The 24,811-nt window shown below is 69.1% G+C and carries 22 protein-coding genes; 11 read left to right on the top strand and 11 right to left on the bottom strand.

All coding sequences use genetic code 11. The features are described from left to right. Positions 1 to 51: 51 nt before the first annotated feature. From DMC61_RS06835 to DMC61_RS06850, 4 genes are read left to right on the top strand one after another with little or no spacing between them, the layout of a single operon-like run. Entirely contained in the window at positions 52 to 840 is a 789-nt protein-coding gene (locus DMC61_RS06835; RefSeq protein WP_038515621.1) for a GntR family transcriptional regulator, read from the top strand. After that, on the top strand, positions 837 to 2,093 hold the full coding sequence (locus DMC61_RS06840; protein ID WP_016333079.1) for a PTS transporter subunit EIIC: 1,257 nt from the start codon (positions 837 to 839) through the stop codon (positions 2,091 to 2,093). Before DMC61_RS06835 ends, DMC61_RS06840 begins: the two co-directional genes overlap by 4 nt. 40 nt (positions 2,094 to 2,133) lie before the next feature. Continuing rightward, complete coding sequence (locus DMC61_RS06845; protein WP_007031200.1) at positions 2,134 to 2,400, top strand: HPr family phosphocarrier protein; 267 nt, start codon at positions 2,134 to 2,136, stop codon at positions 2,398 to 2,400. 60 nt (positions 2,401 to 2,460) lie between these two features. Next, positions 2,461 to 3,285, top strand: coding sequence for a serine hydrolase (locus DMC61_RS06850; RefSeq protein ID WP_125687678.1), 825 nt, complete (start codon positions 2,461 to 2,463; stop codon positions 3,283 to 3,285). Here the strand turns inward: DMC61_RS06850 and DMC61_RS06855 are convergent. Then, positions 3,275 to 4,216 (bottom strand): D-2-hydroxyacid dehydrogenase family protein, encoded by a 942-nt coding sequence (locus tag DMC61_RS06855; RefSeq protein WP_125687680.1) that lies wholly within the window; start codon positions 4,214 to 4,216, stop codon positions 3,275 to 3,277. The genes DMC61_RS06850 and DMC61_RS06855 overlap by 11 nt on opposite strands. Before the next feature lie 92 nt (positions 4,217 to 4,308). Here DMC61_RS06855 and DMC61_RS06860 point away from each other — a divergent pair, with 92 nt between their 5' ends. Then, positions 4,309 to 4,938, top strand: coding sequence for a maleylpyruvate isomerase family mycothiol-dependent enzyme (locus tag DMC61_RS06860; RefSeq protein WP_125687682.1), 630 nt, complete (start codon positions 4,309 to 4,311; stop codon positions 4,936 to 4,938). A gap of 3 nt (positions 4,939 to 4,941) precedes the next feature. On the opposite strand, the gene DMC61_RS06865 is transcribed toward DMC61_RS06860, so the two are convergent. Continuing rightward, on the bottom strand, positions 4,942 to 6,141 hold the full coding sequence (locus DMC61_RS06865) for an endonuclease/exonuclease/phosphatase family protein (RefSeq protein WP_125687684.1): 1,200 nt from the start codon (positions 6,139 to 6,141) through the stop codon (positions 4,942 to 4,944). A gap of 139 nt (positions 6,142 to 6,280) precedes the next feature. Between DMC61_RS06865 and DMC61_RS06870 the strand changes: the two genes are divergently transcribed. Together DMC61_RS06870 and DMC61_RS06875 are read left to right on the top strand one after the other, a co-directional pair. Then, complete coding sequence (locus DMC61_RS06870; protein WP_125687686.1) at positions 6,281 to 6,703, top strand: hypothetical protein; 423 nt, start codon at positions 6,281 to 6,283, stop codon at positions 6,701 to 6,703. A gap of 17 nt (positions 6,704 to 6,720) precedes the next feature. After that, entirely contained in the window at positions 6,721 to 7,389 is a 669-nt protein-coding gene (locus DMC61_RS06875; protein ID WP_043848726.1) for a TetR/AcrR family transcriptional regulator, read from the top strand. 66 nt (positions 7,390 to 7,455) lie between these two features. Here DMC61_RS06875 and DMC61_RS06880 read toward each other — a convergent pair whose 3' ends face one another. The 9 genes from DMC61_RS06880 to DMC61_RS06920 form a co-directional block, all read right to left on the bottom strand. Next, complete coding sequence (locus DMC61_RS06880; RefSeq protein WP_125687688.1) at positions 7,456 to 8,709, bottom strand: GrpB family protein; 1,254 nt, start codon at positions 8,707 to 8,709, stop codon at positions 7,456 to 7,458. Between the two features lie 195 nt (positions 8,710 to 8,904). After that, complete coding sequence (locus DMC61_RS06885; RefSeq protein ID WP_199749921.1) at positions 8,905 to 9,762, bottom strand: shikimate dehydrogenase; 858 nt, start codon at positions 9,760 to 9,762, stop codon at positions 8,905 to 8,907. Continuing rightward, a complete protein-coding gene (gene mltG, locus DMC61_RS06890) occupies positions 9,749 to 11,194 on the bottom strand; it encodes an endolytic transglycosylase MltG (RefSeq protein WP_125687690.1) in 1,446 nt (481 codons plus the stop codon). Before mltG ends, DMC61_RS06885 begins: the two co-directional genes overlap by 14 nt. A 347-nt stretch (positions 11,195 to 11,541) precedes the next feature. After that, positions 11,542 to 11,970 (bottom strand): Holliday junction resolvase RuvX, encoded by a 429-nt coding sequence (ruvX, locus tag DMC61_RS06895; RefSeq protein ID WP_370456390.1) that lies wholly within the window; start codon positions 11,968 to 11,970, stop codon positions 11,542 to 11,544. A 67-nt stretch (positions 11,971 to 12,037) separates the two neighbouring features. Further along, positions 12,038 to 14,701, bottom strand: coding sequence for an alanine--tRNA ligase (gene alaS / locus DMC61_RS06900; protein ID WP_125687694.1), 2,664 nt, complete (start codon positions 14,699 to 14,701; stop codon positions 12,038 to 12,040). Positions 14,702 to 14,792: 91 nt separating this feature from the next. Continuing rightward, a complete protein-coding gene (locus DMC61_RS06905) occupies positions 14,793 to 15,101 on the bottom strand; it encodes a hypothetical protein (protein ID WP_016333063.1) in 309 nt (102 codons plus the stop codon). Beyond that, positions 15,098 to 15,496, bottom strand: a complete 399-nt coding sequence (locus DMC61_RS06910; protein ID WP_007031187.1) for a DUF948 domain-containing protein — start codon at positions 15,494 to 15,496, stop codon at positions 15,098 to 15,100. Before DMC61_RS06910 ends, DMC61_RS06905 begins: the two co-directional genes overlap by 4 nt. An 84-nt stretch (positions 15,497 to 15,580) precedes the next feature. Beyond that, positions 15,581 to 17,680 carry a bifunctional polysaccharide deacetylase/glycosyltransferase family 2 protein gene (locus tag DMC61_RS06915; protein WP_233594721.1) on the bottom strand — a complete coding sequence of 700 codons (2,100 nt, stop codon included), beginning with the start codon at positions 17,678 to 17,680 and terminating at the stop codon, positions 15,581 to 15,583. Between the two features lie 34 nt (positions 17,681 to 17,714). Continuing rightward, positions 17,715 to 18,143, bottom strand: coding sequence for a hypothetical protein (locus DMC61_RS06920; RefSeq protein WP_125687698.1), 429 nt, complete (start codon positions 18,141 to 18,143; stop codon positions 17,715 to 17,717). A gap of 214 nt (positions 18,144 to 18,357) precedes the next feature. On the opposite strand from DMC61_RS06920, the gene DMC61_RS06925 reads away from it, so the two are divergent. From DMC61_RS06925 to DMC61_RS06940, 4 genes are all read left to right on the top strand, one after another. After that, positions 18,358 to 20,436 (top strand): phosphocholine-specific phospholipase C, encoded by a 2,079-nt coding sequence (locus DMC61_RS06925; RefSeq protein ID WP_125687700.1) that lies wholly within the window; start codon positions 18,358 to 18,360, stop codon positions 20,434 to 20,436. Positions 20,437 to 20,531: 95 nt separating this feature from the next. Beyond that, positions 20,532 to 21,194, top strand: a complete 663-nt coding sequence (locus DMC61_RS06930; RefSeq protein WP_125687702.1) for a VOC family protein — start codon at positions 20,532 to 20,534, stop codon at positions 21,192 to 21,194. A 16-nt stretch (positions 21,195 to 21,210) separates the two neighbouring features. After that, positions 21,211 to 22,284: a hypothetical protein gene (locus DMC61_RS06935; protein ID WP_233594733.1), complete on the top strand. Its 1,074-nt coding sequence runs from the start codon at positions 21,211 to 21,213 to the stop codon at positions 22,282 to 22,284. Between the two features lie 125 nt (positions 22,285 to 22,409). After that, a complete protein-coding gene (locus DMC61_RS06940; RefSeq protein ID WP_125687704.1) occupies positions 22,410 to 24,788 on the top strand; it encodes a glycosyl hydrolase family 18 protein in 2,379 nt (792 codons plus the stop codon). Positions 24,789 to 24,811: the final 23 nt, after the last annotated feature.

The following is a 24,811-nucleotide window of genomic DNA, read 5'->3' on the forward strand; positions in this document are numbered from 1 at the left end:
ATGCGAGTACGGGTTACCCGAACAGACCGGCCCGAAAGGACGGTGAACGTCATGAGCGCTTCGGCGCAGCTGCCGCCGTCCGACCGTGTGATCAACGGACCGACGCCCAAGCACGCCCAGCTGCGGGAGATTCTGCGCCGCACGGTGGAGCGTGAGCTACCCCCCGGTTCGCCGATCCCCTCGGAACGTGACCTCGCCGAGACCTACCAGGTGTCGAGGCTCACGGTCCGCTCGGCGATCGGGAAGCTGGTCGAAGAAGGACTCTTGTCGCGGGTGCGCGGCAAGGGGACGTTCACCGCCGCGAGGCGGATGGAACTGCAGCTCTACCTGATGTCCTTCACCGAGGACATGCGCCGTCGCGGGATGACGCCGACCACGGAGGTCGTCAAGACCGCCACCGAGGTCCCGCCCGCCCCCTCGGCACACGCCCTCGGCCTGGCCGCCGGGACCCCGGCGCACCATCTGGTCCGGCTCCGCCGGGCCGACGGGGTGCCGCTGGCGGTCGAACGCGGCTGGTATCACGCGGGCCGGATGCCCGGCCTGCTCGACCTCGATCTCACCCGATCGTTGTACGTCCAACTCGCCCAGTCGTACGACCTGCGCCCGGATCACGCGTGGCAGACGGTCTGGGCCGAATCCGCGGACCGCGAAACGGCACGCCTGCTCGGCATGCGCGCCGGCAGTCCGCTTCTCGTCTTCCGCCGGGTCTCCAGCGTCAACGGGGAACCGATCGAAGACATGACTTCCTGGTACCGGGGCGATCACTACCAGGTCACCATGCAGCTGGACCGGAACACCCCGGATTCCGGTCAACATCCTCACTACGGAGGTACCCGATGAGCTCCACCACCGCGGAGGGGGCGAAGGGCAAAGGCAAGGGACTGGCCGGGCTTCAACGCTTCGGCCGTAGCCTCATGCTCCCCATCGCCGCCCTGCCCGCCGCCGCGCTCCTCAACAGGTTCGGTCAACCCGACCTGCTCGGCGAGAAAGGGCTCGGCTGGAACAAAGTGGCCGAGGTTCTCGGCGCGGCCGGCAACTCGCTGTTCAGCTGGCTGCCGCTCCTGTTCGCGGTGGGTATCGCCGTCGGCTTCGCCCGGAAGAGCGACGGCGCGACCGGGCTGGCCGCAGTGGTCGGCTTCTTCGTGTTCACCAGCGTCCTCCAGGTCTTCGCGCCGTTCTCCGAGCTGCCGGGCTGGAACCCCGAGAAGCCCGCGGGCCTGATGCTCAACCCGATGAAGTGGCCCTACAGTGTGCTGGCCGGTGTGATCGTCGGCCTGGTCACCGCGCTGCTGTGGCAGAAGTTCTACCGCATCAAGCTGCCGCCGTACCTGGCCTTCTTCGGTGGCCGCCGGTTCGTGCCGATCATCACCGCCGTGACCCTGATGGTCCTCGCGGTGCCGCTGGGCCTGGTCTTCCACTGGGTCAACGACGGCATCCAGGCCGCGGGCGAAGCGGTCACCGGCGCCCCGGTGGTCGGTGGCGGCATCTACGGTGTGCTCAACCGCCTGCTGATCCCGGTCGGTCTGCACCAGCTGCTGAACGTGCCGGTGTGGTTCATCTTCGACGGTGGCGACCTCACCATGTTCTTCGAGGGCGACCCGACCCGCGGCACCTTCATGACCGGCTTCTTCCCGATCTTCATGTTCGCCATCCCCGCCGCGGCGCTGGCGATCTGGCAGAGCGCCAAGCCCAGCCAGAAGAAGATCGTCGGCGGTGTGATGATCGCCGGTGCGCTGACCTCGTTCCTGACCGGTATCACCGAACCGATCGAGTTCTCGTTCATGTTCGTCGCGTGGCCGCTGTACCTGATCCACGCGGTGCTGACCGGTACGTCGCTGGCACTGGTGAACGCGCTCGACATCCACCTCGGCTTCGGTTTCTCGGCCGGTGCGATCGACTTCGCGCTCAACAGCGGTCTCCCGGCGGCGAGCGGCAACGTCTGGCTGCTCATCCCGATCGGTCTCGCCTACGCGGTCGTCTACTACGTGATCTTCCGGTTCGTGATCAAGAAGTGGAACCTGCGGACCCCCGGCCGCGAGGACGACGCCATCGAGGCGGATCTCGAAGCCACCGCGGCGAAGCCCGTCAAGTAGTTTCAGCTCAGCAGAACCAAAGGCACGAAAGGGAAAGAACATGCCGGAGAAACGCGTCACCGTGGCCAGCAAGGTGGGCCTGCACGCCAGGCCCGCGGCGACGGTCGCCAAGGCGGCCGCGGCGCAGCCCGTCGCGGTGCACATCGCCAAGGCGGGCGGTGACCCGGTCGCGGCCGGCAGCGTGCTGAACCTGATGACGCTCGCCGCCGGTTACGGCGACGAGGTCATCATCAGTGCCGAGGGTGAGGGGGCCGAGGCGGCCGTCGACGCCATCGCCGAGCTGGTGGCGACCGACCTCGACGCCTGATCCCGATCCCTGCGAAGCCCGGGCCGCCCCGACCGGCCCGGGCTTCGTAGGGTGTTGGGCATGGAAAGCGTGCGCAGGATCGAACAGTGGCCGGTGGACAACGCCGCCACGGCCGTGGTGACCGCCGCCGGTGACGTGCTGGGCACGCACGGCGACCCGACGAAGGTGTACCGGCTGGCGTCGGTGACCAAACCGCTCACGGCCTACGCCGCGCTGATCGCCATCGAAGAGGGCGTCGTCGAACTCGACACCCCCGCCGGGCCGGAGGGGTCCACGATCCGGCATCTGCTCGCGCACACCTCGGGCCTGGCCTTCAACGAGCACAAGGCGATGGCCGCGCCCGGCAACCGGCGCCTGTACTCCAATGCCGGCTTCGAACAGCTCGCCGACGCGCTCACCGAGCATTCCGGCATCCCCTTCGCCGACTATCAGGCGGAAGCGCTTTTCCAGCCGCTGGGCATGAAATCGACCAAGCTGACCGGCTCCCCCGCTTCGGGCGCGGAGTCCACTGTGGACGATCTGGTCGCGTTCGCCGCCGAACTGCAGGCCCCGAAGCTCATCGCCGCCGAAACGGTGCGCGAGGCGACTTCCGTGGTCTTCCCCGGGCTTTCCGGTGTCCTGCCCGGCTTCGGCCACCAGAAACCGAACGACTGGGGCCTCGGCTTCGAGATCCGCGACCACAAGAGTCCACATTGGACCGGTGCGTCGAGCTCGCCGCGGACCTTCGGCCACTTCGGGCAGTCGGGCACCTTCCTCTGGGTCGATCCCGACGCCGGCGCGGCCTGCGTCGCGCTCACCGACCGCGCCTTCGGCCCGTGGGCGGCCGAGGTCTGGCCGCCGTACACCGACGCCGTGCTGGCCGAGCTGGGTGACCTCACTCCATGACGCGGATCGGTGAGCCCGCCTGGAAGGCCGCGATGTCCTCGACCGCGTCGCGGTAGAAGATCTCGTAGGCCTCACGGGTGACGTAACCGATGTGCGGGGTGAGCACGACGTTGTCCAGCGTCCGCAGCGGATGCTCCGACGGCAACGGCTCCACGTCGTAGACGTCCAGCGCGGCGACCGCGATCTCCTTGCGGCGCAAGGCGTCCACCAGCGCGGCTTCGTCGACGATCGGCCCGCGCGAGGTATTGACCAGCATCGCCGTCGGCTTCATCGCGGCGAGTTCGGGCGCGCCGACCAGCCCGCGGCTGCGGTCGCCGAGCACCAGGTGGATCGACAGGACGTCCGCGCGGGCGAACAGTTCGTCCTTCGACACCGCGGTCACCCCGTGCGGGCCGGCCTTCTCCTGGGTCAGGTTCGGGCTCCACGCGATGGTCTCCATCCCGAACGCCTGGCCGATCTTGGCCGCGCCCGCGCCGAGCCTGCCGAGCCCGAGCAGGCCGAGCGTCTTGCCGGACAGGATCGTGCCGACGGTGGTCTGCCAGCCACCTTCGCGCATGTTCCGCGACTCCACCGGCACGTTCCGGGCGGCGGCGAGGATCAGCGCCCAGGTGTGCTCGGCCGCGGGGGCCGCGATGTACCCGGTGGACGAGACGACCACGCCGTTGCGCCGGGCGGCGGCCACGTCGATCGCGGCGTTGCGGCGGCCGGTACTCACCAGCAGCTTGAGCGCGGGAAGCCGGTCGAGGACCTCGGAGGGGAAGCGGGTGCGTTCGCGCATCGCCACCACGACCTCGAAGTCACGCAGGCGGCCCACCACGTCGGCGGGATCCGCGAACGGCTTCGTGAACACCTCGATCTCGGCGCCGAGGGAATCCCAGTCCCCGAAACCGAGCGCCACTTCCTGGTAGTCGTCGAGAATCGCGATCTTCATGCCCTCAGGCTAGTTCAGCTCTTTCGAAGAACCCGAACGGCGAGGCCTGTGGTTCCATGGCGGCGAAGTGTGTCTCCGAGCGGAGGAGCGGGATGGACGACGGCGGGATCCTGGCGTGGACCGAGACGGAAAGGCTGAGCTTCGCGGATCTGCTGGAGAGCCTGGACGAGCAGGACTGGTCGGCCAAGACGCTGTGTACGGAGTGGACGGTCCGCGCGATGGCCGGCCATCTCGCGCAGACCACCAGGAACCGGCTCAAGGACACCCTCGTCGGGATCGTGAAGGCCAAGGGCGACTGGGACCGGATGAACACCGACCAGGCCATCGCCTACGGCGCGCGGTTCTCCCCCGCCGAACTCGTCGCCCAGATCCGCGAGGACGCCGGATCGGCCCGCCGTTCGCCCGGCGCCAAACCGATCGACCCGCTCGCCGACGTGCTCATCCACGGCCAGGACGTCGCCCGCCCGCTCGGTATCGCCCGGCCGATGCCGGAGGAGCCCGCCATCGCGGCGCTGGAACACCTGCTCGTCAGCCCGTTCTGGGGCGCGAAGAAACGCTGCAAGGGTCTCCGGCTGATCGCCACCGACGCCGGGTGGACCGGCGGAACGGGCCCCGAGGAGGTCCGGGGCCCGCTCGTCGACCTGCTGCTGTCCGTGAGCGGCCGGAGCACCGGGCTGGCCACCTTGACCGGCCCGGGCGCGGCGCTGCTCGGCTCCCGCTGAGTCCTACCAGCGAGGAACGAACACGTCGACACGCACCAGGTGGTGGTCCGAAGCGTCGTTGAGCCGGGCCAGCGGTGACTCGGGCAGCGGCCAGAAGACCTCGGCACGCCAGGGGATCAGGCCCTTCGACGGCAGGACGTAGTCGATCCGCAGGTTCCCCGGCGCCTTGTCGTTGAAGTCGCCGGTGTCGTGGTACGGGTCGCCCTTCTGGCCGATGTTGGCGCCCGCCTGGTCCTGAGCGGCCCGCACACCGCCTTCGCTGCCCGGCCGGGTCTCGATGACGCGAGGCGCGTTCAGCAGGCGTGAGATGGCGCCCGGGACGCTGTCGCCGTCGAGCGGGTCGGAGTTGTAGTCGCCGGCGACGACGAACTTCTCGTGCGCGCCCAGCCCGCCGCGGCGGCCGCGGTCGTCGTGGATGTAGCGGCCCTTGCCCGGGGTCACGTAGTCCGCCCAGAAGCGGATCTCGTCGTTGTTGCGGGTGCCGTTGCGGTCTTCGGGACCGTCGAAGGTGGGCGGCGTCGGGTGCGCGGCCAGGAAGTGCACGGTCGAGCGGCCGATCCGGATCGGAACGTCCCAATGGGACTTCGACGACAGGCGCAGCACGTCGAGCGCCTGCGGCGAGTACCAGTCGTTCGGCGCTGCGGTGGCCGGGTCGTCGGGCAGCAGCGCGCCCGGCATGTCCTTCCAGAGGAATTTCTGGAACGTCCGCACGCCGTCGGTGTCGATGGGGTACCTGGACAGCACGAGCATGCCGTACTGGCCCTCGAAGAGGCCGAAGCCGTGCGCGTCGTTGCCGCCGCCGACCTTGCCGTCGCGGTCGAGGTCGAAGCCGGTCGCGACGCCGGTGTTCGAGGGCGCGGTGAAGGCGTACGGGTAGTCGATCGGGGCGGCGCCGTTCTGGCCGCGCTTCAGGTAGTTCTCGCGGAACAGGTCCGCGGCGCGGTTGCCGGGCACGTAGTCGAACTCGTTGATCAGCAGCACGTCGGGCCGGTTGCGCTGGATCACCTCGGCGACCTCGTTCGCCTGCGCGTTGCCCGGCTGCGACAGATCGGTCACGAGCTGACCGGCGGCTCCGCGGTTGAGCGAAGCGTTGTACGTCGCGAAGCGGACGTTCTTCCCGACGGCGGCTTCCGCCGGTGTGGCGGCCAGCAGCGTGCCGGCCAGCAAGGCGCCCGAAGTGAGCACGGCGGCGATGCGTTTCACGGTCTTACCTCCCAGAGTCGAGGCGACCTTACGCATCCCTCGTGGCCGGTGGGGTGAGGTTCAGGTGAACAGCGTCTCTTGAACGCGTTCAAAATCTCGGCTACGGTTCTTCTTGAACACGTTCAAAAAGGAGGTCCCCATGCAACCCGTAGTCGTGGCCTACGCCCTCTACCTGGTCATCGCCGTCCCGTTGACCGTGCTGGTCGCCCGCACGCTGAGCAAGCACGGCAAGACGTTCCTGGAAGACGTCTTCCCGGACAACCCAGCGCTGGCGCAATCGGTGAACCAGCTGCTCGTCGTCGGGTTCTACCTGGTCAGCCTGGGTTTCGTGACCCTGTTCCTGACCAGCGACGACACCGTCCTCGACGCACGCGACGTCTTCGAGATGCTGTCGGTGAAGGTCGGCACCGTGGCGCTCGTGCTCGGCGTGATGCACGTCGGGAACGTGCTGGTGTTCAACGGGATCCGGCGCAAGCACCTCAACCACGCCGCCGAACGGCCCGCGCCGGTGCCGCCGCCCTACCCCGGCTACCCGGCGCCCGCTCCGCACCCGGCGCCCTGACCGGATAACGTGCAGTGGTGGCGAAGAGTGAGGAAACCAGGTCACTGATCGTGGCGACCGCGTTGCGGCTGTTCGCCGAGAACGGCTACGACCGCACGACCATGCGGGCCATCGCCGCGGAAGCGGGCGTGTCGGTCGGGAACGCCTACTACTACTTCGCCTCGAAAGACCAGCTGATCCAGGGTTTCTACGACGAGATCGCGAAGGCGCACCTGACGTCCGCGCGTCAAGCGATCGAAGGTGAGCGGGACTTCAGCGCGCGGCTCAAGACCGTCCTGCTCACCTGGCTCGACGTCGCCGAGCCGTATCACCGCTTCGGCACCCAGTTCTTCGTCAACGCCGCCGACCCGGACTCTCCGCTGAGCCCGTTCAGCGAGGAGTCTTCGCCGGCACGCGACGCCTCCGTCGGCCTGATGCGCGACGTCATCGCCGACTCCGACGTCAAACTCGACCCGGACCTGCGCGACGACCTGCCCGATCTGCTGTGGCTGTATCAGATGGGGGTCGTGCTGTTCTGGGTCCACGACCGGTCCGCCGGGCAGAAACGCAGCCGGATCCTGGTGGAGCGGACGGTGCCGCTGATCGCGCGGCTGGTGGGGCTTTCGCGGTTGCGGGTGCTGCGGCCGGTCAGCCGGGAGATCGTCTCGCTGATCCGGGACCTCTCGAAGCGGGACGACATCGCCTGAAACGCGTTTAGTCCTCTGAATGCGGCAAGGGAAAGCCCGCATCCAGAGGACTAAATGCGGCGTGGGTCAGGGCTCCCGGACGGTCCGGAAGTACAGGAACCGAGGTTCGGTCCGCAGCTTCGCGTACCACTTCGGGTCCGATTCGGCGACCGCCTCGTCCGGCATCGGCTCGACCAGCCTGTCGACGGCGAACCCGGCGTCCCGCACCGCGCCGAACGTCCAGCTCAACGGCCGCCTATAGAACCGCACCTGCTGTCCGGCCGGGAACTCGTCCTCCAGCAGTTCGAGCTGGAAGTAGTTCCGCTTGCCGAACCACCGCCAGTCCTCGCCCGGATGATGCACCGAGAACACCAGCAGTCCGCCGGGTTTGAGCACCCGCCGGAACTCCGCCAGCGCCGGGCCCCACTCCTTCAGATAGTGCAGCACCAGCGACGCCGTGATGACGTCGATCGAAGCGTCCTCCACAAAGGACATCGGCCGCGAGACGTCCGCCGTCTCGAAGCGGGCGACGTGCCCGAACTTCTCCCTGGCGACGGCGACCATCCCCGAGCTCGCGTCGACGCCGAGGACGTCCGCGCCCTTCCCGGCGAGCAGGGCGCTGAGGTGGCCCGCCGCGCTTCCGACGTCCAGCACCCGTTTGCCCGCCACGTCCCCGGCCAGCTCCACGATGGCGGGACGGTCGTAGTGGGCATTGGTGGTGCTGGTTTCGGCGTGCGCCGCGTAGAGCCGCGCGAAGCCGTCGTACTGGGCCGCGCGCGCCCGCTCGATGATCTCGTCGATCACCTCGTTCTTGGCGTCGGCGTAGTGCTGGATGTACTTCCAGGTGCGCGACGCCAGTTCGCGTTTCTTGGCTTCGTAGAGCTTCAGCTCGTCCTCGTGCGCGATGAGACGGTCGCGGAAGAGCCGGTAGCGCTCGGTCTGGCCGTTGTCCGGCGAGTAGACGTGCAGGTTGACGTTCGTGTCCGGGCCTTTGAAGCAGCGGTGCTTCTCCCAGTCCGGCTCGCGGATGACGAGCTTGTAGCCCTCGGCCTCCAGCTGCGGCACGTAGGCGTCTTCGTCGTCCGAATCCGCGACGATCAGCATGATGTCGATGATCGGTTTCGCGCACAGTCCCGGCACCGACGTGGAGCCGACGTGCTCCAGGACCAGCGCGCGTTCCCCCAGGATCCCCCTGATGCGCTTGGCTTCCCGGTCGAACAGCTCGGGCCACTCCGGGTCGTATTCGGCCAGGGTGACGGTGGAATTCAGTACCGGAGCCTCATCGACCCACGAGTTGTTGATGTCTTCTTCGGTGTAGTGGTCTCGATCGGGTTTAGGCATCGACCCCTTGTTCCTTCCTCAAGGCAGTCGACCAGATTATCGAACCCAGGCGATCTTGTCAGGTGCTTTCACCGAAGAAGGTTCCGCTCACCGGTCCGTGCAGGAGGGATCGGCGTTTGTTTGTGCGTGGGCTGAAGGTAGTGAAGGAGGCCTTCACCACCCACCGAGCCGTGCGACCTGGTTCCCGAAGCCCGCTCAGCCGATCGGCAGAGAAAGGATCCCGCCGGTCGCCTCACGCAGCGCGTCCCGCATCTCCGCCCGCGGCGCCGGCTGCCCGGTGAAGTACTCGGACTGCCCGAAAGCCTGATGCAGCAACATGTCCAGCCCGGTCGCGAGCCGCCCGCCCCGCTCGGCGACGGCTTCGGCCAGCGCGGTCGGCCAAGGGTGGTAGATGACGTCGAGGACGCATCCGATCCGGGACAGCTCCGCCAGATGCGGCCGGACGGCGTCCGGGGGCACGGTGTTCACCAGCACCGCCGAATCCGCCGCGAGCTTCCCGAAGTCGGCCTCGGCCCAGCGCAGGACCTCGACGTCGAGACCGGCCCGCTGAGCCGCCTCGACCGTTTCCGCCGCCCGTGCCGGATCCCGCACGACGAGCCGGACCGTCCGCACGCCGAGCGAGGCCAGCCCGACGACGGCCGCGGCGGCCGTCCCGCCCGCGCCGAGGACGACGGCGGCGTCGTCGGCACCGGGCGAGTACTCCCCCGCGATCCGCAACGCCTCGGTGACCCCGTCGACGTCGGTGCAGTCCGCCAGCCAGCCGGTTTCCCGGCGCACGAGCGTGTTCGCCGCACCGACCGCCGCCGCACGCGGCGTGACCTCGCCGGCGTACTCCAGCGCGGCCCGTTTCCCGGGCATCGTCACCGACAGCCCGGCCCACTCCGGGCCGAGGCCGTCGACGAACGCCGGCAATCCGGGGCCGTCCATCTCGACCCGCTCGTAGGTCCACCCGTCCAGGCCCAGCGCGCGGAAGGCGGCGCCGTGCAGCACGGGCGAGAGCGAGTGTTCGACCGGTTTCCCGAGGATCGCGGCCTTGCGGCTAGTAGACACCACGTTTCTGCGCGTCCAACCTGTTCTTGTTGTGCTCGTCGTTCGTCACCGCGAAGCACGAGAGCCCGTTCTTCTCGCACTTGACGAAGAAGATCCACTCGCCCGCGGCCGGCTTCAGCGCGGCCTGGATCGCCTCGGCGCTCGGGACGGCGATCGGCGTCGGTGGCAGGCCGACGGATTTGTACGTGTTGTACGCGCCCGCTTTTTCCCGTTCCTCGGGTTTGGTGAGCAGGGTCGGCCGGTCGAGGACGTAGTTGACCGTCGAGTCCATCTCGAGCCGCATCTTCTCGTCGATCCGGTTGTAGATGACCCGCGAGATCTTCCCGAAGTCGGCCTTCACCGCCTCGCGTTCGACGATCGACGCGATGATCAGCGTCTCGTACGGCGACTTGCCCTCGCCCTTCGACTGCTCGCTCAGCCCGGCGTTGAGGATCCGGTCCGCCGACGCCTTCACGACGTAGGTGAGCAGTTCTTCGGCCGTCCAGCCGGGTTTGATGTTGTAGATACCCGGGGCGATCAGCCCTTCGAGCCGCCGGTCCTTGTGCTCGGCCTTCGTGGCCGACTCGACGGCCCACGCCGGGACGCCCAGCTTCGCCAGATCCGCCGTCTCGATCGTCTTGCGCAGTTCCTCGACCGGCACGCAGGTGCTCGTTCCGTTCAGGTCCGCGCAGGAAGCCTTGGACAGCAACGAATACACCCCGGGCGTCACCTTGCCGTCGGGCTGGGTGATGTCGTGGAACTGGGTGTACGGCCGGATCTCGACCTGGCCGACCTTCGACGCGGGGGCGATCATCTTCTCGACCGCGCTGGCGCCGGACATCTTCGTCTTCATGACGTAGTAGCCCTGCTGGAGCCGCGAGACGGCGGTGTTGTCCTCGCCCGCCTTCACGAACGCCTTGCCGCTGGCGACCACCCCGGCCGCCTGCAGCCGGTTGCCGATCGCCGACGTCGAGTCGCCCTTCTCCACCTGGACGAGGACGTCGCTCTCGCCGGCGCCCTCGTAGTCGTCGTAGCCGAAGATCTCGGTGAAGCCGTAGTAGGCGCCGCCGACGAGCAGGGCGAGCACCGTCAGCGCGGCGATCCAGCCCAGCGCGCGCTTCTTCTTGCGCTTCTTGGGCGGCGGTCCCTGACGTTCCGGGCGCTCGTCCTTGATGCGCTCCGGCTCGGCACGGTCCTCGTCGTCGTAGTCCTCGTAATCCTCGTAGTCGTCGTACTCGTCATAGTCGTCGTACGCGTCGTCGCCGAAGATCTCGTTGTACTCCTCTTCGCTGCCCTGAGGCGGCGACGAGGGAGCCGCGCCCGGACGCCGGGCCAGCGGCGCCTCCTGGATCGCGGGGAGGACGTCGGTCGGCCGCTCGTCCGGGAGCGGGCCGTCGTCCTCCTGGCGCCTGCGGCGGCCGGGACGGGGCGCCTCGTCCTGGGCATAGGCGGGCATGCCAAGACCCCGGTCACCCGGCTGGGGGGACCGCCGCTGCGGCGCGGGAGGTGGCGGCGGGACCGCCTGTTCCGGAGCCCGCCTGGCCGGGGCCGGACGCGGTGCCCGGGGCGGCGGCTCGTCGGCGGCGCGCCGGGCACGCGGTGGTGGCTCTTCCGGCGACCGGCGGGCACGCGGCGGCTCTTCCGCCGGACGCCGTACGGGCGGTTCTTCCCGGATGTGCCGTCGTCCCGTCGGCTGGGGTTCGGGCCGTCGACGCGGCGGGGCCGGTGGCTGAATGGCCTCCTCAGGCTCCCGCAAGCGTCGTCTACCGCCCTGACGGCGTTCGGGCCGGCCGTGGGGCTCGGTCATGTATCGCCCTTCCGTGCGCGATGTGCCGCTACCGCGTCGATCCACGCCTGCAGGATCTCGACCGCGGCCGCCTGATCGACGACGGCACGTTGCTTACGTCCCTTCACCCCACGCTGCGACAGCATCCTGGATGCCGTCACCGTGGTCAACCGCTCGTCGGCCAGTCGCACCGGTACCGGGGCGATCCTGGCGGCGAGCTTTCCGGCGTAGTCGAGCGCCGCTTCGGCCGCGGGGCCGTGACGGTCCTTGAGCGTCCTCGGCAAGCCGACGACGACTTCGACCACGTCGTGTTCCGTGACGATTTCGACGAGCTGGTCGACGTCCTTGTCGCCCGCCGCGTCGCGAGTGAGGGTAACGAGCGGGCTCGCGAGGATGGGGTCGGGATCGCTGAGCGCGATCCCGACCCGGACGGATCCGACATCCACCCCGAGCCGCCTGCCGCGCCCCGGATCGGACTCCCCTGGCCGATCCGGGCGCCGCTGAGGGGCGTCGTCAGCCAACTTGGGCGACCGCCGCGCGCAGGGAGGCGATGGCCTGGTCGGCCCCGGCCGGGTTGGTGCCCCCGCCCTGGGCCATGTCCGGCTTGCCGCCGCCACGGCCGCCGATCGCCTCGGCGAACGACGGGACGAGCTTGCCCGCCGCGACGCCCTTCTCCTGCGCCGCCTTCGTGGTGGCGACGACGAAGGCGACCTTCTCGCCCTGCGGGGCGAACAGCGCGACGATGCCGGGCCGGTCGCCGAGCCTGCCGCGGATGTCCGAAGCCAGCGCGCGCAGACCGTTCGAGTCGACGCCTTCGCCCAGCTTCTCCGCGACGACCGCGATCCCGCCGATGTCCTCGGCCTTGCCCGCGAGCGAGCCCGCCGAGCCGAGCACCTGCTGCGTGCGCAGCTGCTCGATCTCCTTCTCGGCGTTCTTGAGCCGGGTGAGCACGTCGTCGATCCGCGACGGCAGCTGCTCCGAGGGCACCTTGAAGGTGTTCGCGAGCTGCGAGACGAGCAGCTGCTCCTTGCGGACGTACTTGAGCGCGTCCGTGCCGACGAGCGCCTCGACGCGGTGCACGCCGGAACCGATGGACGAGTCGCCCACGAGCTTCACCAGGCCGAGCTGGCCGATGCGGTCGACGTGGGTGCCACCGCAGAGTTCGCGGGAGTACTCGCCCATGTCGACGACGCGGACGTCGTTGCCGTACTTCTCGCCGAACAGCGCGACCGCGCCCAGTTCGAGGGCCTTGTCCTTCGTGGTGACGAAGGTGTTCACCTCGACGTTGGTCTGGAGATAGTCGTTGACCTCCTCCTCGACCTCGGTGAGCACGTCGGCCGACACCCCGCCGGAGGTGGTGAAGTCGAAGCGCATCCGGCCCGGCGAGTTCAGCGAACCGGCCTGCGCCGCGCGCTTGCCGTACGCGCCGCGCACGGCGGCGTGCACCAGGTGCGTCGCGGAGTGCGATCGCTCGATCGACAGGCGGCGGTGCTGGTCGACCGAACCGGTCAGCGCACCGCCGATGCCGATCTCGCCGTCGAGCACCTCGACGCGGTGCACGAACAGGCCCGGCACGATCTTCTGCACGTCGTGGACCTTGAGCTCGACGCCGTCGCCGAGCAGCACGCCGGTGTCGGCGACCTGGCCACCGCTCTCGGCGTAGAACGGCGTGCGGTCCAGGACCAGCTCCGCCTTCTTGCCCGCGCCGACGCGGGAGACCGGCACGCCGTCTTCCAGCAGCGCGACGACCTTCGCCTCGGCCTGCAGGTCGGTGTAGCCGAGGAACTCGGTCTCGCCGTGCTGCTCCAGCACCTTGCGGTACTCGGACAGGTCGCCGTGACCGGTCTTGCGCGACGCCGCGTCGGCCTTCGCGCGCTGCCGCTGCTCGTTCATGAGCGTGCGGAAGCCCTCTTCGTCGACGGTCAGGCCCTGCTCGGACGCCATCTCCAGGGTCAGGTCGATCGGGAAGCCGTAGGTGTCGTGCAGCTGGAACGCCTTGTCCCCGGCCAGCAGCGAACCGCCGGACCGCTTGGTCTCCTCGGCCGCGAGGTCGAAGATGCGCGAACCGCTGGTGAGCGTGGAGAGGAAGGCCTCCTCCTCGACGCGCACGACGTCCTCGATGCGGTCGAACCCGGAGACCAGCTCGGGGTACGTCGGGCCCATCGTGTCGCGGACGACCGCGGCGAAGGCGGGCAGCACCGGCTCGTGAACGCCGAGCAGGCGCGCGGAGCGGATGATGCGGCGCAGCAGGCGGCGCAGCACGTAGCCGCGGCCGTCGTTGCCCGGGGTGACGCCGTCGCCGATGAGCAGCACACCGGTGCGGGCGTGGTCGGCGATGACGCGGAAGCGGACGTCGTCGGTGTGGTCGGAGCCGTAACGGCGGCCGGAGAACTCCTCGGCGCGGCCGATCACCGGGCGGACGAGGTCGGTCTCGTAGACGTTCTCGACGCCCTGCAGGATCGTCGCCACGCGCTCGACGCCCATGCCGGTGTCGATGTTCTTCTTCGGCAGCTCGCCGATCGGCTTGTGGCCGTGCTTCGGGCTCTTGTCGCCCCGCACGTCCTGCATGAAGACGAGGTTCCAGATCTCGATGTAGCGGTCCTCGTCGGCGACCGGGCCGCCCTCGCGGCCGTAGTCCGGGCCGCGGTCGTAGTAGATCTCCGAGCAGGGGCCACCGGGACCGGGCACGCCCATGTCCCAGTAGTTGTCCTTGCCGTCACGGGACTGGATGCGCTCGCCGGGCAGGCCGGTGAGCTTCTTCCACAGGCCGGCGGCCTCGGCGTCGTCCTCGTAGACGGTCGCCCAGATCCGGTTCGGGTCGAGGCCGTAGCCGCCCTCGCTCTGGGGCTTGGTGATCAGCTCCCAGGCCGCCTCGATGGCGCCTTCCTTGAAGTAGTCGCCGAAGGAGAAGTTCCCGGCCATCTGGAAGAAGGTGTTGTGCCGCGTGGTCTTGCCGACCTCGTCGATGTCCGGCGTGCGGACGCACTTCTGCACGCTGGTCGCGCGCGGGTACGGCGGCGGGGCCTCGCCGAGGAAGTACGGCTTGAACTGGACCATGCCGGCGTTGACGAACAGCAGGTTCGGGTCGTCGAGGATCAGCGGCGCGCTGGGGACGCGCGTATGTCCCTTGTTCTCGAAATGGCTCAGAAAACGCTTTGTGATTTCGTGTGTTTCCACGGGATCGTCCTTGTATACGGGCTCGCGCGAAGGCGCTGGGAATGCGGACAGGCGGGAACGGCGAAGGGCTGGGCTTCCGGACGCGGCCGGATCAGCCCTCCGCCCGGCGAGCTCGCCGGACCGGGCGCCGCGACGACGCCGCGTGCCTGCCCTCGGTCACGGGGGCCGTGCTCAAGCCGGTCCGTTCGGACACCATGTCGTGCAACTCCTGTTCCCGCTCGCTCATCCCGGCGCGGACCTCCGCGCCGAACGAACCGACGGCGCCCGCGAGTTCCCGCACGGCGTCGCCCAGGTTCGAGGCTAACCCCGCGGGCGTGGCCTGGCGAGCGGTTTCCGTCGCTTTGCGTGACAGGGCGACACCGGCGACGACGCCGACGCCGAGCCAGAACAGGCGCTTCATTTGCGGCCTCGCTTCTTCGCCGGTCGGGAGGCTTTCGCTTCCGCCTTCTTCCGGCGGGCCTTGATGGCCTTGCTGAGGCCGTAGGACAGCGCGGCCGTCTTCACCAGCGGACCGCCGAGCGTCGCGGTGAACACCGAGGACAGCGCGGACACGTTGCCGGACACGGCCTGCGCGTTGGCCGTGATGCCGTCGACCCGCTCCAGCTGCGTGTTGACGTGCGTGATCGTCTCGTTCGCGCCGATCAGCAGCGGGTCGGTGTTCTCGTGCGCCTTGCGGATGGCGATCGTGGCCTCGTCCAGGGTCCGGCCGAGCTTGAACAGCACGATCGCCAGCAGCACGACGAGTACGACGAATGCTCCTGCGGCGATCAGCGCGGCGATCTGCCCTGCCGACACGGGCCCTCCTCAAGGGTCTGCGGTCTTGGTGCACGTGAGGTTACCGCGCAGGCGGCCTTCCGGCGGTGCCACCCCGCCGGACGGTCACTCAGCGTCCACAAGTGACCTCGGTGGAGCGCTCTGGCCGAGGCGGTCGAGTTTGTGCCAGGGCAGCCGGGCACCCGCCAGCGCCGTCATCACCGACTGGATGACCACGAGGTACATCAGCTGGCGGTAGACGAACTGTTGCAGGGGAAGGAAAAGCAGCGGGCGCAGCGATTCCCGGTCGAGCCGGAAGGCGATCACGCCCGGGACGAGCTGCAGCAGCAGGAACACCGACCAGTACAGCAAGGCCGTCTTCCAGTCCCCGGTCAGCACGCCGAAGAGGGCGGCGACGTCGACGAACGGCCCGAGCACGGGCAGTGCCACCTGGAACAGCAGCAGATACGGGATGCCGCGGCGGCCGAGCCTGCCCGCCGCGCCCTTGGCGACGACCGCGCCCCGATGCTTCCAGATCGCCTGGAGCGTGCCGTAGCACCAGCGGTAGCGCTGTTTCCACAGCTGTCCCAGCGTCGCGGGCGCCTCCGTCCAGGCGCGGGCCTCCTGTTCGTAGACCACCCGCCAGCCGTCGCGCTCCAGCGCCATCGTGAGGTCGGTGTCCTCGGCGAGGGTGTCCTCGGGGACGCCGCCGAGCGCGAGCACCGCCGACCGGCGGAAGGCGCCGACCGCGCCGGGCACCGTCGGCATGCACTCGCCGACGTCGTACATCCGCCGGTCGAGGTTGAAACCGATGACGTATTCGATGTGCTGCCAGCGGCCGAGCAGTCCGCCGCGGTTGGCGACCTTGGCGTTGCCCGAGACCGCGCCGACGGACGGGTCCGCGAACGGCTGGATCACCGCGCCGACGGTGCCGGGTTCGAGCACGGTGTCGCCGTCGACCATGACGACCAGTTCGGTGCGGGCGGCGGCGAGGCCGGTGTTGAGCGCGGCCGGTTTGCCCGCGTTCCGTTGCCGGATCAGCGTGACCCGGCGCAGGGCGAGCCGCTCGACGACGTCGGCGGTGCCGTCGGTCGACCCGTCGTCGACGACGATCACCCAGGTCGGATGGTGGTCGGAGGCGAGGATCGAGCGGATGGTCGCCTCGATCCCGGCCGCCTCGTTGTAGGCGGGGACGATCACGGTCACCGGGTCCCGCACCGGCGGGCGCGACGGCGCGGTCCTGCCCCGCCGGACGTGGATCGCCGTGGTGACCAGGACCAGGACGGTGCGCAGGAGGGCGAGCACACTCGCCGCGACCAGCAACCAGCCCAAGGCCGTCGAGAGGGCTTCGCCCATCTGGACGGCGGCGATCAGGAGCCAGCCGCCGAAGCGGGTGAGCCCGTCCACTCCGGCCGTGGTGCCGCTGAGCCCGGCGGCCCCGCTGACGGTGTCGAACCGCCAGCCCTTGGCCTTGAGCTCGGGGATCACGCGGTCGAGCGCGGCGAGGGTCTCCGAACGGTCGCCGCCCGCGTCGTGCAGGAGGACGACGGCGCCGTCGTCCGTCCGCGGGGTGATCGCGGCGGAGATGGCGTCGGCGCCGGGCCGCTGCCAGTCCCGTGAGTCGAGTTCGGACAGCACGATCAGCCTGCCCTCGCCGCCGAGGCGGCTCGCCGCCCGCCAGCCCGCGTCGTCCACCGCGTCGGCGGTCGAGGAATAAGGCGGCCGGACCAGTGAGGTCCCCGTCCCGGCGGCACCGGCGATGGCGAGGTCGGTGGCGCGGAGTTCGATCTGTGCCCGGACGTCCCCTGCCGCGCCGAGGTCGGTGTGGGTGGCGGTGTGGTTCCCGAGTTCGTGACCACGGTGGACGATGTCCGCCGTCAGCCCGGGATGACGCGTCACCTGCCCGCCCGTCACGAAGAACGTGGCGTGGATCCCGTGCCGGGCGAGGACGTCGAGGATCCGTGGCGTCCACTCCGGATCGGGACCGTCGTCGAAGGTGAGCGCCACCGTCTTCGGCCGGAGCCGGGAAGTGACGGGCTCGGCTCCGCGCGGGTCGATGATCGGGCCGCCGTCGCGTACCGCGGCCGGGACCGCCGCCACGCTCTCCGTCGTGTGCGTCCCGTCGGCGGCGAACCGGCCGCCGACCAGGGCGGTCAATCCCAGCAGGACGGTGACGGCGAACAGCAGGGTCGCCAGGAGCGCCCAATGTGCCTTGGGCGGGGGCAACCGCCGATGGTGGGACAAGTGGGTTTCCTCGGGGTCAGTGCCCGTTTCCGGGTGGCGCGGTCCTCGTCTGTCCCGGCGGGGCGTCGGGCGCGCGGCTGTTGCGGCGGTCGGTGCCCGGCGAGGAGGTGCTCGTGAGCCCCGGTGGCGTCGTCCTGGACGAGGCGGGGTTCACCGGCGCGGTCCGGCCGGCGCTCGTGTCCACCGGCGCACGCCCGGTGGCGGGCGCATCGGCCGGGTCCGCCCGCGAAGATGTAGGCCTGGGGCCGGACGAAGTCGTCCCGGGCGGCGGCTCGGTGGTCGCCGAGGGCGCGGGCGGAGGCGCGGGGATCAGCGCGGAAGGCAGGGTCGGCGCCCCGAAAAGCGCCGCCGTGAGAAGGATCCCATAGCCGACGACGACCGCGCAGGCACCGATCGCGATCCGCCGGACGACGGTGCGGCGACGGCCGCTGGGGTCGACGAACACCGGTCTAGCGGGGTCTCCCCCACTCTCGTTTTCGTTGTGATGATCAGGAAACACGGCCATCCAGGGGTTCGTACGGGCGGCATACTCTAAACACAGCGACGGCCCGGGACCAAGCCCGGAACGGCGGATCGACGCGGTGTCACCACCCGGCTACGACTCCGAGTCGACCTGTTCGGTTCTTGTGACGTTCATGTTCCTGGGACAAGGTTCCGGCATGCCTGAACTGTCACGCCGTACGTTGCTGGGCGCCACCGGCGCCGCGGCCGCCGCCACGCTTCTCCCGCCGTCCGTGCACGCCGCCATGGCCGAACCCATCCGGCGGGGCGGGCTCGACGCCATCGAGCACGTGATCGTGCTCATGCAGGAGAACCGGTCGTTCGACCACTACTACGGCAGCCTGCGCGGGGTCCGTGGCTTCTCCGACCCGCGACCGCTCGAACTGCCGTCGGGGAGATCGGTGTTCGAGCAGCCGAATCCCGCCGGCGGCACGGTGCTGCCGTTCTCGGTGCGCAAGGCGGCCGAACTCGCCGGCCGGAACGCGGACGACATCCAGTACCTCGGCGACCTCGACCACAGCTGGAACGGCAGCGGCAAGGCGTGGGCGCGCGGCTGGAACAACGGCTGGATCGCGGCGAAGACGCCCGCCACCATGACCTACTACGAGCGCCGCGACATCGCGCTGCAGTACGAACTGGCGGACACGTTCACCATCTGCGACGCCTACCACTGCTCGGTCTTCGGCTCCACCAACCCGAACCGGAACTTCCTGTGGACCGGGACGACGGGATTCGAACCGGGCAGCACGACGAACCGCGCGGTGACGAACGCGGCGTACTCCTACGACCACAAGGGCTACGACTGGACGACGTACCCGGAGCGCCTCGAAGCCGCCGGGGTGCCGTGGCAGATCTACCAGGAGTGGGACAACTTCACCGACAACGCGGTCGAGTACTTCGTGCCGTTCAAGAAGGTCGGCACGAAGATCCTCGCCTCGGTCGAGGAGAAGTTCCGCACCACCGAGGAGTTCTACGACGCGCTGCCCAAGAAGACCGCCGAGGAGCGCGCGAAGTTGCTGGCGCAGTTCGACGCCGGGGTCGCCAAGCTGACGCCCGCCGAGCGGAATCTGTTCACCAAGGCGATGTACCGCAGCGAGCCGGAGACGCTGGTGACCCGGCTCAAGGCGGACATCCAGGCGCGGCGCCTGCCCGCGGTGAGCTGGCTGGTGCCGTCCGCGAAGGACTCCGAGCATCCCGGCGCGTCCACCCCGGTCGGCAGCGCGAACCTGATCTACCGCGTGCTCGACGCGCTGGCGTCCGACCGCGAAACGTGGTCGAAGACGGTACTGCTGATCAATTTCGACGAGAACGACGGGTATTTCGACCACGTCCCGCCGCCGATGCCGCCCGGGAACGCGGCGAACGACGCGGACCACTTCAACGGCCAGCCGCTCGGCTTCGGCCCGCGCGTGCCGATGACGGTCGTCTCGCCGTGGTCGATCGGCGGCCACGTCGATTCCACCGTGTACGACCACACCTCGGTGCTGCGGTTCCTCGAACGCTGGACCGGGATCGCCGAGCCGAACATCAGCAAGTGGCGGCGGACCGTCGCGGGCGACCTCACCGGCGCCTTCGACTTCTCGCGCGCCGGCCGTCAGCCGCGGGTGAACCGGCCCGGCCCGGTGCCCGCGCCGATCAGCCGCTGGCGGCCGTCGGCCCCGGCGGAGCAGAGCCTGCCCGCGGCCGAACCCGGCAACCGGCCGTCCCGTCCACTGCCGTACCAGGTTTCGGTGTCCGGCGCGGTCGACAAATCGGGAAATCTGGCGCTTTCGCTGACCAACAGCGGCTCGTCCTCGGCGCATTTCGCGCTGTACCCGTACAAGGGCGAGTTCGCCGAGCCTGCGCACCGCGACGTGCGCGGCGTGGCACCGGAACTCGTGAAGCTGCCCGGTGACGAGTACCGCGTCGTCGTCCAGGGCCCGAATCGGTCGTGGTGGGAACTGCGCGGGAGCCGGTCCGGGGCCGCCGCCGGCGTCGATGTCCGGACACGGTTCCTGACGTGGCGCTCGGGCGTCGAGTTCAAGCTGTCCAACTCGGGCGCTTCGGCGCTGACGCTGCGGTTGTCGTCTTCGCGCTTCACGCGGGTCGTGCGTGTGGGGGCGGGGCGTTCGGTCACGGTGGACTGGCCGGTTTCCGGCGGCTGGTACGACGTTCGCGTGACGGCGGACGGGGATCCGTCGTTCCTGCGGACGCTGACCGCGCGGGTGGAGAACGGACGCCCCGGCGTCTCCTGCTGAACCCTCGTGAGTGGTAAGGACGGTTCTAACCGTCCTTACCACTCACGAGCCCTTAATCGGTTGCGTACCGATCGTCGTCGCTCTTAGCGTCGCTTATGGCCGCCACCCTGCACGCGCTCCGCATCGCCGCGCACGATCCGGGCGCTCTCGAACGGTTCTGGTCCGGACTGCTCGGCCGGGCGATCGAGGAGACCGGTTTCCGGCTGAGTTTCGTGCGAAGCGACGAACCGAAGACCCGCCAGAACCAGATGCATTTCGACCTGACGAGCGAGTCACTGGAACACCAGCGCCGGACGGTCGCGAAGGCACTCGAACTCGGCGGACGGCACATCGACGTCGGCCAGCTTCCCGAAGAGAAGCACGTCGTGCTCGCCGACCCCGAGGGCAACGAGTTCTGCGTCATCGAGCCGGGCAACGACTTCCTCGCCGAATGCGGTTTCGTCGGCGCCGTCGCGAGCGACGGTTCGCAGGAGGTCGGCTACTTCTGGAGCAAGGCGCTCGGCTGGCCGCTGGTGTGGGACCAAGACCAGGAGACCGCCATCCGCTCGCCGCACGGCGGCCCGAAGATCACCTGGGGCGGTCCGCCGTTCACGCCGAAGACGGGACCGAACCGGCTGCGTTTCGTTTTGACCGGCCCGCTTTCCGAAGTCGAGCGGCTGGTTTCGCTCGGTGCCGCCCGGCTCGGTGCCGGGCGCGACGGACAGGTGGAGATGGCGGATCCCGACGGGAACGAGTTTTCTGTCGTGGTGGCCCGCTAACCTCCGCCGCGTGGACATGAGAGCAGTGACCCGAAGCCTCATCGCCGGCGACTACATCAGCCCCTGGGATCTGCAAGACGCCGGGCCGGAAGACTTTCCCGAACTGCACGAGATCCGGCGCACCGGTGATCAGGCGCAGCGCAACGCGGCACGCGCCCTGCTGTTCGCCTTGGGCGGCCCCGAGGCGCTCGGCGAGTACGACCTCGCCCTCGTCCGCCGACTGATCCAGGGCAAGCTCGCCGACGATGTTCCCGTCGCGATGCAGGCCTGCGAGTTCTGGTACGCCATCCCGACCGCGGACCAGGCGGCGGTGCTCGACGCGTTCGGCCTGTCCGATCCGGAACCGGTGACCATGTCGCTGGGCACGGAAATCTGGCACCAACGCCATTTCGGTCCTGGGCATCAGCGATGCGCGCGGGTCTACGTGAGTCCCGCGCTCGACGGGTGGACGCTCGTCTTCGGCGGTCCGTCGGAGGACGCGCACCCCGCGGACGTCACCGACGAAAGCTCCTGGAGCAGCGAGCCGCGTGAGCACTATCAAGCCATGCTCGCGAACGAGAAAGTCTGGCGCCGCGTGGTTCGCGACAGGTGCGCGGAGCTGAGCCGTAAGTTCGGCGAAGCCCATCACTACTACCGCAGCCACGGCGACTCCATGACCTCGTGGTGCGTCGCTGGGAACGGCTCATTGGTCCGGTTCTACGACAACGCCGCGCCGGAGGAGTCGGTCGGCGCCCTCCCTGCCGAGAACGACTACCTGCTCCCCCATGAAGACGCGCCGTTGCCCGAAGGCTGGGCCGACGACATCCAGCACACCGAGGATCCCCTGGACTGGCAACGAGAATTCGTCCGCCGTTACCGGCGTTTGAAGACGGAGATCGGATTCCCGGACCACTGCGACGCGGACACGATCGCCGAAGCGGTGTCGGTCCACCCCGGCAAGATCGGGCCGCACACCCGCGTCGAAGGACACGGGGTCATAGCCCTCACGGGATGTGGCCGGCGTTATGGCCATCCGAGAACCCTTTTGCGGGGCCTGACTTACACCCCGCCGCCGGACCGGCTCACACTCCTCGACGAGGACCGGACCTGACGGACCACAGGTACGCTCCGCCGTACGGCACAGGATGGAAATTGGTCTACACCTATTGACGCGCGCCAGGTCGGCGGCTCAAGCTGCTGTGACCGAGGGCCATCTTCCACTGTCGGAGGTTCGGCGTGCCAAGGAGAACCAGGAAACTACTCCCCCTGCTGGCGTCGCTCATCACGCTGGCCGGACTCATGATCGTCGTCATCAGCCCGTCCACGTCGAGCGCGGCAGGCCACGAGGACTGCCGTCCCGACGGGCTGTACCGGACACCCGGCGTCGACACCCCCTACTGCACCGTCTACGACACGAACGGCCGGGAATCACTGGGGCAAGGGCATTCCCGCCGCGTGATCGGCTACTTCACCAGCTGGCGCACCGGAAAGAACGGCGCGCCCGCGTATCTGGCGAGCAACATCCCGTGGACCAAGGTCACCCACCTCAACTACGCGTTCGCGCATGTCGACGCGCAGAACAAGGTGTCGGTCGGTGCCGCGGGCCCAAACAACGAGTCCATCGGCATGGAATGGCCCGGCGTGCCCGGCGCCGAGATGGATCCTTCGTTGCCCTACAAGGGACATTTCAATCTACTGAACAAGTACAAGAAGCAGCACCCGAACGTGAAGTCGCTGATTTCGATCGGCGGCTGGGCCGAGACCGGCGGCTTCCTGAACCCGGACGGCACGCGCAACGCGTCGGGCGGGTTCTACAAGATGACGCAGAGCCAGGCCAGCATCGACACCTTCGCGGATTCCGTCGTGAAGTTCCTGCGCGACTACGGATTCAACGGCGCGGACATCGACTACGAGTACGCGACGTCGGCGAACTACGCCGGAAACCCGGACGACTACTGGATCGCGCAGGCCAACCGGGGCACCCTCTGGGCGGGCTACGAGAACCTGATGCGCACGTTGCGCCACAAGATCGACCAGGCTGGCGCCGCCGACGGCAAACACTACCTGCTGACCGCGGCCGTCCCCGCGTCCGGCTGGCTGCTGCGCGGCCAGGAGGTCTACGGCGTCACGCAGTATCTCGACTACGCCAACATGATGAGCTACGACCTGCACGGCGCGTGGAACCAGTTCGCCGGACCGAACGCCGCGCTCTACGACAACGGCAAGGACGCGGAACTCGCGCACTGGCAGGTGTACACGACCCCGCAGTACGACGGGCAGGGCTATCTCAACACCGACTGGGCGTATCACTACTTCCGCGGCGCCATGCAGGCGGGCCGGATCAACATCGGCGTCGGGTTCTACACCCGCGGCTGGCAAGGCGTTTCCGGCGGGACGAACGGTTTGTGGGGCACCGCTCCACTTCCGGACCAGAAACAGTGTCCACCGGGGACCGGATCCCACGTCGGCTCGACGGTGCCGTGCGGCAACGGCGCGATCGGCATCGACAACCTCTGGCACGACCTCGGCCTGGCGGGCGGCGAGGTCCCCGCGGGCGCGAACCCGATGTGGCACGCGAAGAACCTCGAGAACGAGATCACCCCGGACTACCTGGAGGCGTACGGGCTGACCCCGAAGACCGACCCGACGGACCGGATCTCCGGCTCCTACAACAGGTTCTACGACAACACGATGGTGACGCCGTGGCTGTGGAACAACGACAAGAAGGTGTTCCTGTCCACTGAGGACGAAGAGTCGCTCGCCACGAAGGCCAAGTACGTGGCCGACAAGGGCATCGGCGGCATCATGATCTGGGAGCTGGCGGGCGACTACGCCTTCGACAGCGCCAAGGGTCAGTACTTCATGGGCGACACGCTGATCACGAAGATCAACGACGGCCTGCGCGGCGCCGCACCGTACGGCAATCTCAAGTCGCCGCGTCCCGCGCCTTCGTCGGTGCTGAACGCGCACGTCAACCTGACCGGATTCGCACTGGGCGACGCGAACTACCCGATCACCCCGCGGATGCGCATCACCAACAATTCGACCACCACCATCCCCGGTGGGACGAAGATCGAGTTCGACTACGGCACGAGCGCGCCCGGCAGCATGTCCGACCAGTCCGGCTTCGGCCTGACGGTCACCAGCAAGGGCCACAGCGGGCCCAACGTCGGCGGGATGAAGGGAGACTTCCAGCACGTCGCGGTGACCGTGCCCAGCTGGCAGAACATCGCCCCGGGCGCCACGGTCGAGATCCGGCTGAACTACTACATGCCGATCGCGTCGCCGTCGAATTTCACCTTCACCTTCGGCGGGACGACCTACGCGATCGCGTCGGACAACCCGCGTGGCGGCGGCACCCCGCCGACGACCACGACCACACCGACGACGGGAACCACGACCACGACCACCAGCCCGACGACCACGACCCGGACGACCACCACCACGCCGACGACGACCACCTCGGTGCCGTCGGATGCCTGGAAGCCGGGTGTCGACTACGCCACCGGCGCCAGGGTGACCTACAACGGCACGGCGTACGTGTGCCGGCAGGGCCACCGGTCGCTGGCCGGCTGGGAGCCGCCGAACGTGCCCGCCCTCTGGGCACCGGCCTGATCGACCCCGGCGGCGCGCGCTAG

The organism is Amycolatopsis sp. WAC 04169 (genome assembly GCF_003947535.1).
In the GTDB taxonomy this organism is placed as follows: Bacteria; Actinomycetota; Actinomycetes; order Mycobacteriales; family Pseudonocardiaceae; genus Amycolatopsis; species Amycolatopsis keratiniphila.

Bases quoted from the DNA above. Each gene is read 5' to 3' on its own strand.
- DMC61_RS06835 (WP_038515621.1), top strand. From the start codon at position 52: ATGAGCGCTTCGGCGCAGCTGCCGCCGTCCGACCGTGTGATCAACGGA.
- DMC61_RS06840 (WP_016333079.1), top strand. From the start codon at position 837: ATGAGCTCCACCACCGCGGAGGGGGCGAAGGGCAAAGGCAAGGGACTG.
- DMC61_RS06845 (WP_007031200.1), top strand. From the start codon at position 2,134: ATGCCGGAGAAACGCGTCACCGTGGCCAGCAAGGTGGGCCTGCACGCC.
- DMC61_RS06850 (WP_125687678.1), top strand. From the start codon at position 2,461: ATGGAAAGCGTGCGCAGGATCGAACAGTGGCCGGTGGACAACGCCGCC.
- DMC61_RS06855 (WP_125687680.1), bottom strand. From the start codon at position 4,216: ATGAAGATCGCGATTCTCGACGACTACCAGGAAGTGGCGCTCGGTTTC.
- DMC61_RS06860 (WP_125687682.1), top strand. From the start codon at position 4,309: ATGGACGACGGCGGGATCCTGGCGTGGACCGAGACGGAAAGGCTGAGC.
- DMC61_RS06870 (WP_125687686.1), top strand. From the start codon at position 6,281: ATGCAACCCGTAGTCGTGGCCTACGCCCTCTACCTGGTCATCGCCGTC.
- DMC61_RS06880 (WP_125687688.1), bottom strand. From the start codon at position 8,709: ATGCCTAAACCCGATCGAGACCACTACACCGAAGAAGACATCAACAAC.
- mltG (WP_125687690.1), bottom strand. From the start codon at position 11,194: ATGCCCGCCTATGCCCAGGACGAGGCGCCCCGTCCCGGCCGCCGCAGG.
- DMC61_RS06905 (WP_016333063.1), bottom strand. From the start codon at position 15,101: ATGAAGCGCCTGTTCTGGCTCGGCGTCGGCGTCGTCGCCGGTGTCGCC.
- DMC61_RS06925 (WP_125687700.1), top strand. From the start codon at position 18,358: ATGCCTGAACTGTCACGCCGTACGTTGCTGGGCGCCACCGGCGCCGCG.
- DMC61_RS06930 (WP_125687702.1), top strand. From the start codon at position 20,532: ATGGCCGCCACCCTGCACGCGCTCCGCATCGCCGCGCACGATCCGGGC.
- DMC61_RS06935 (WP_233594733.1), top strand. From the start codon at position 21,211: ATGAGAGCAGTGACCCGAAGCCTCATCGCCGGCGACTACATCAGCCCC.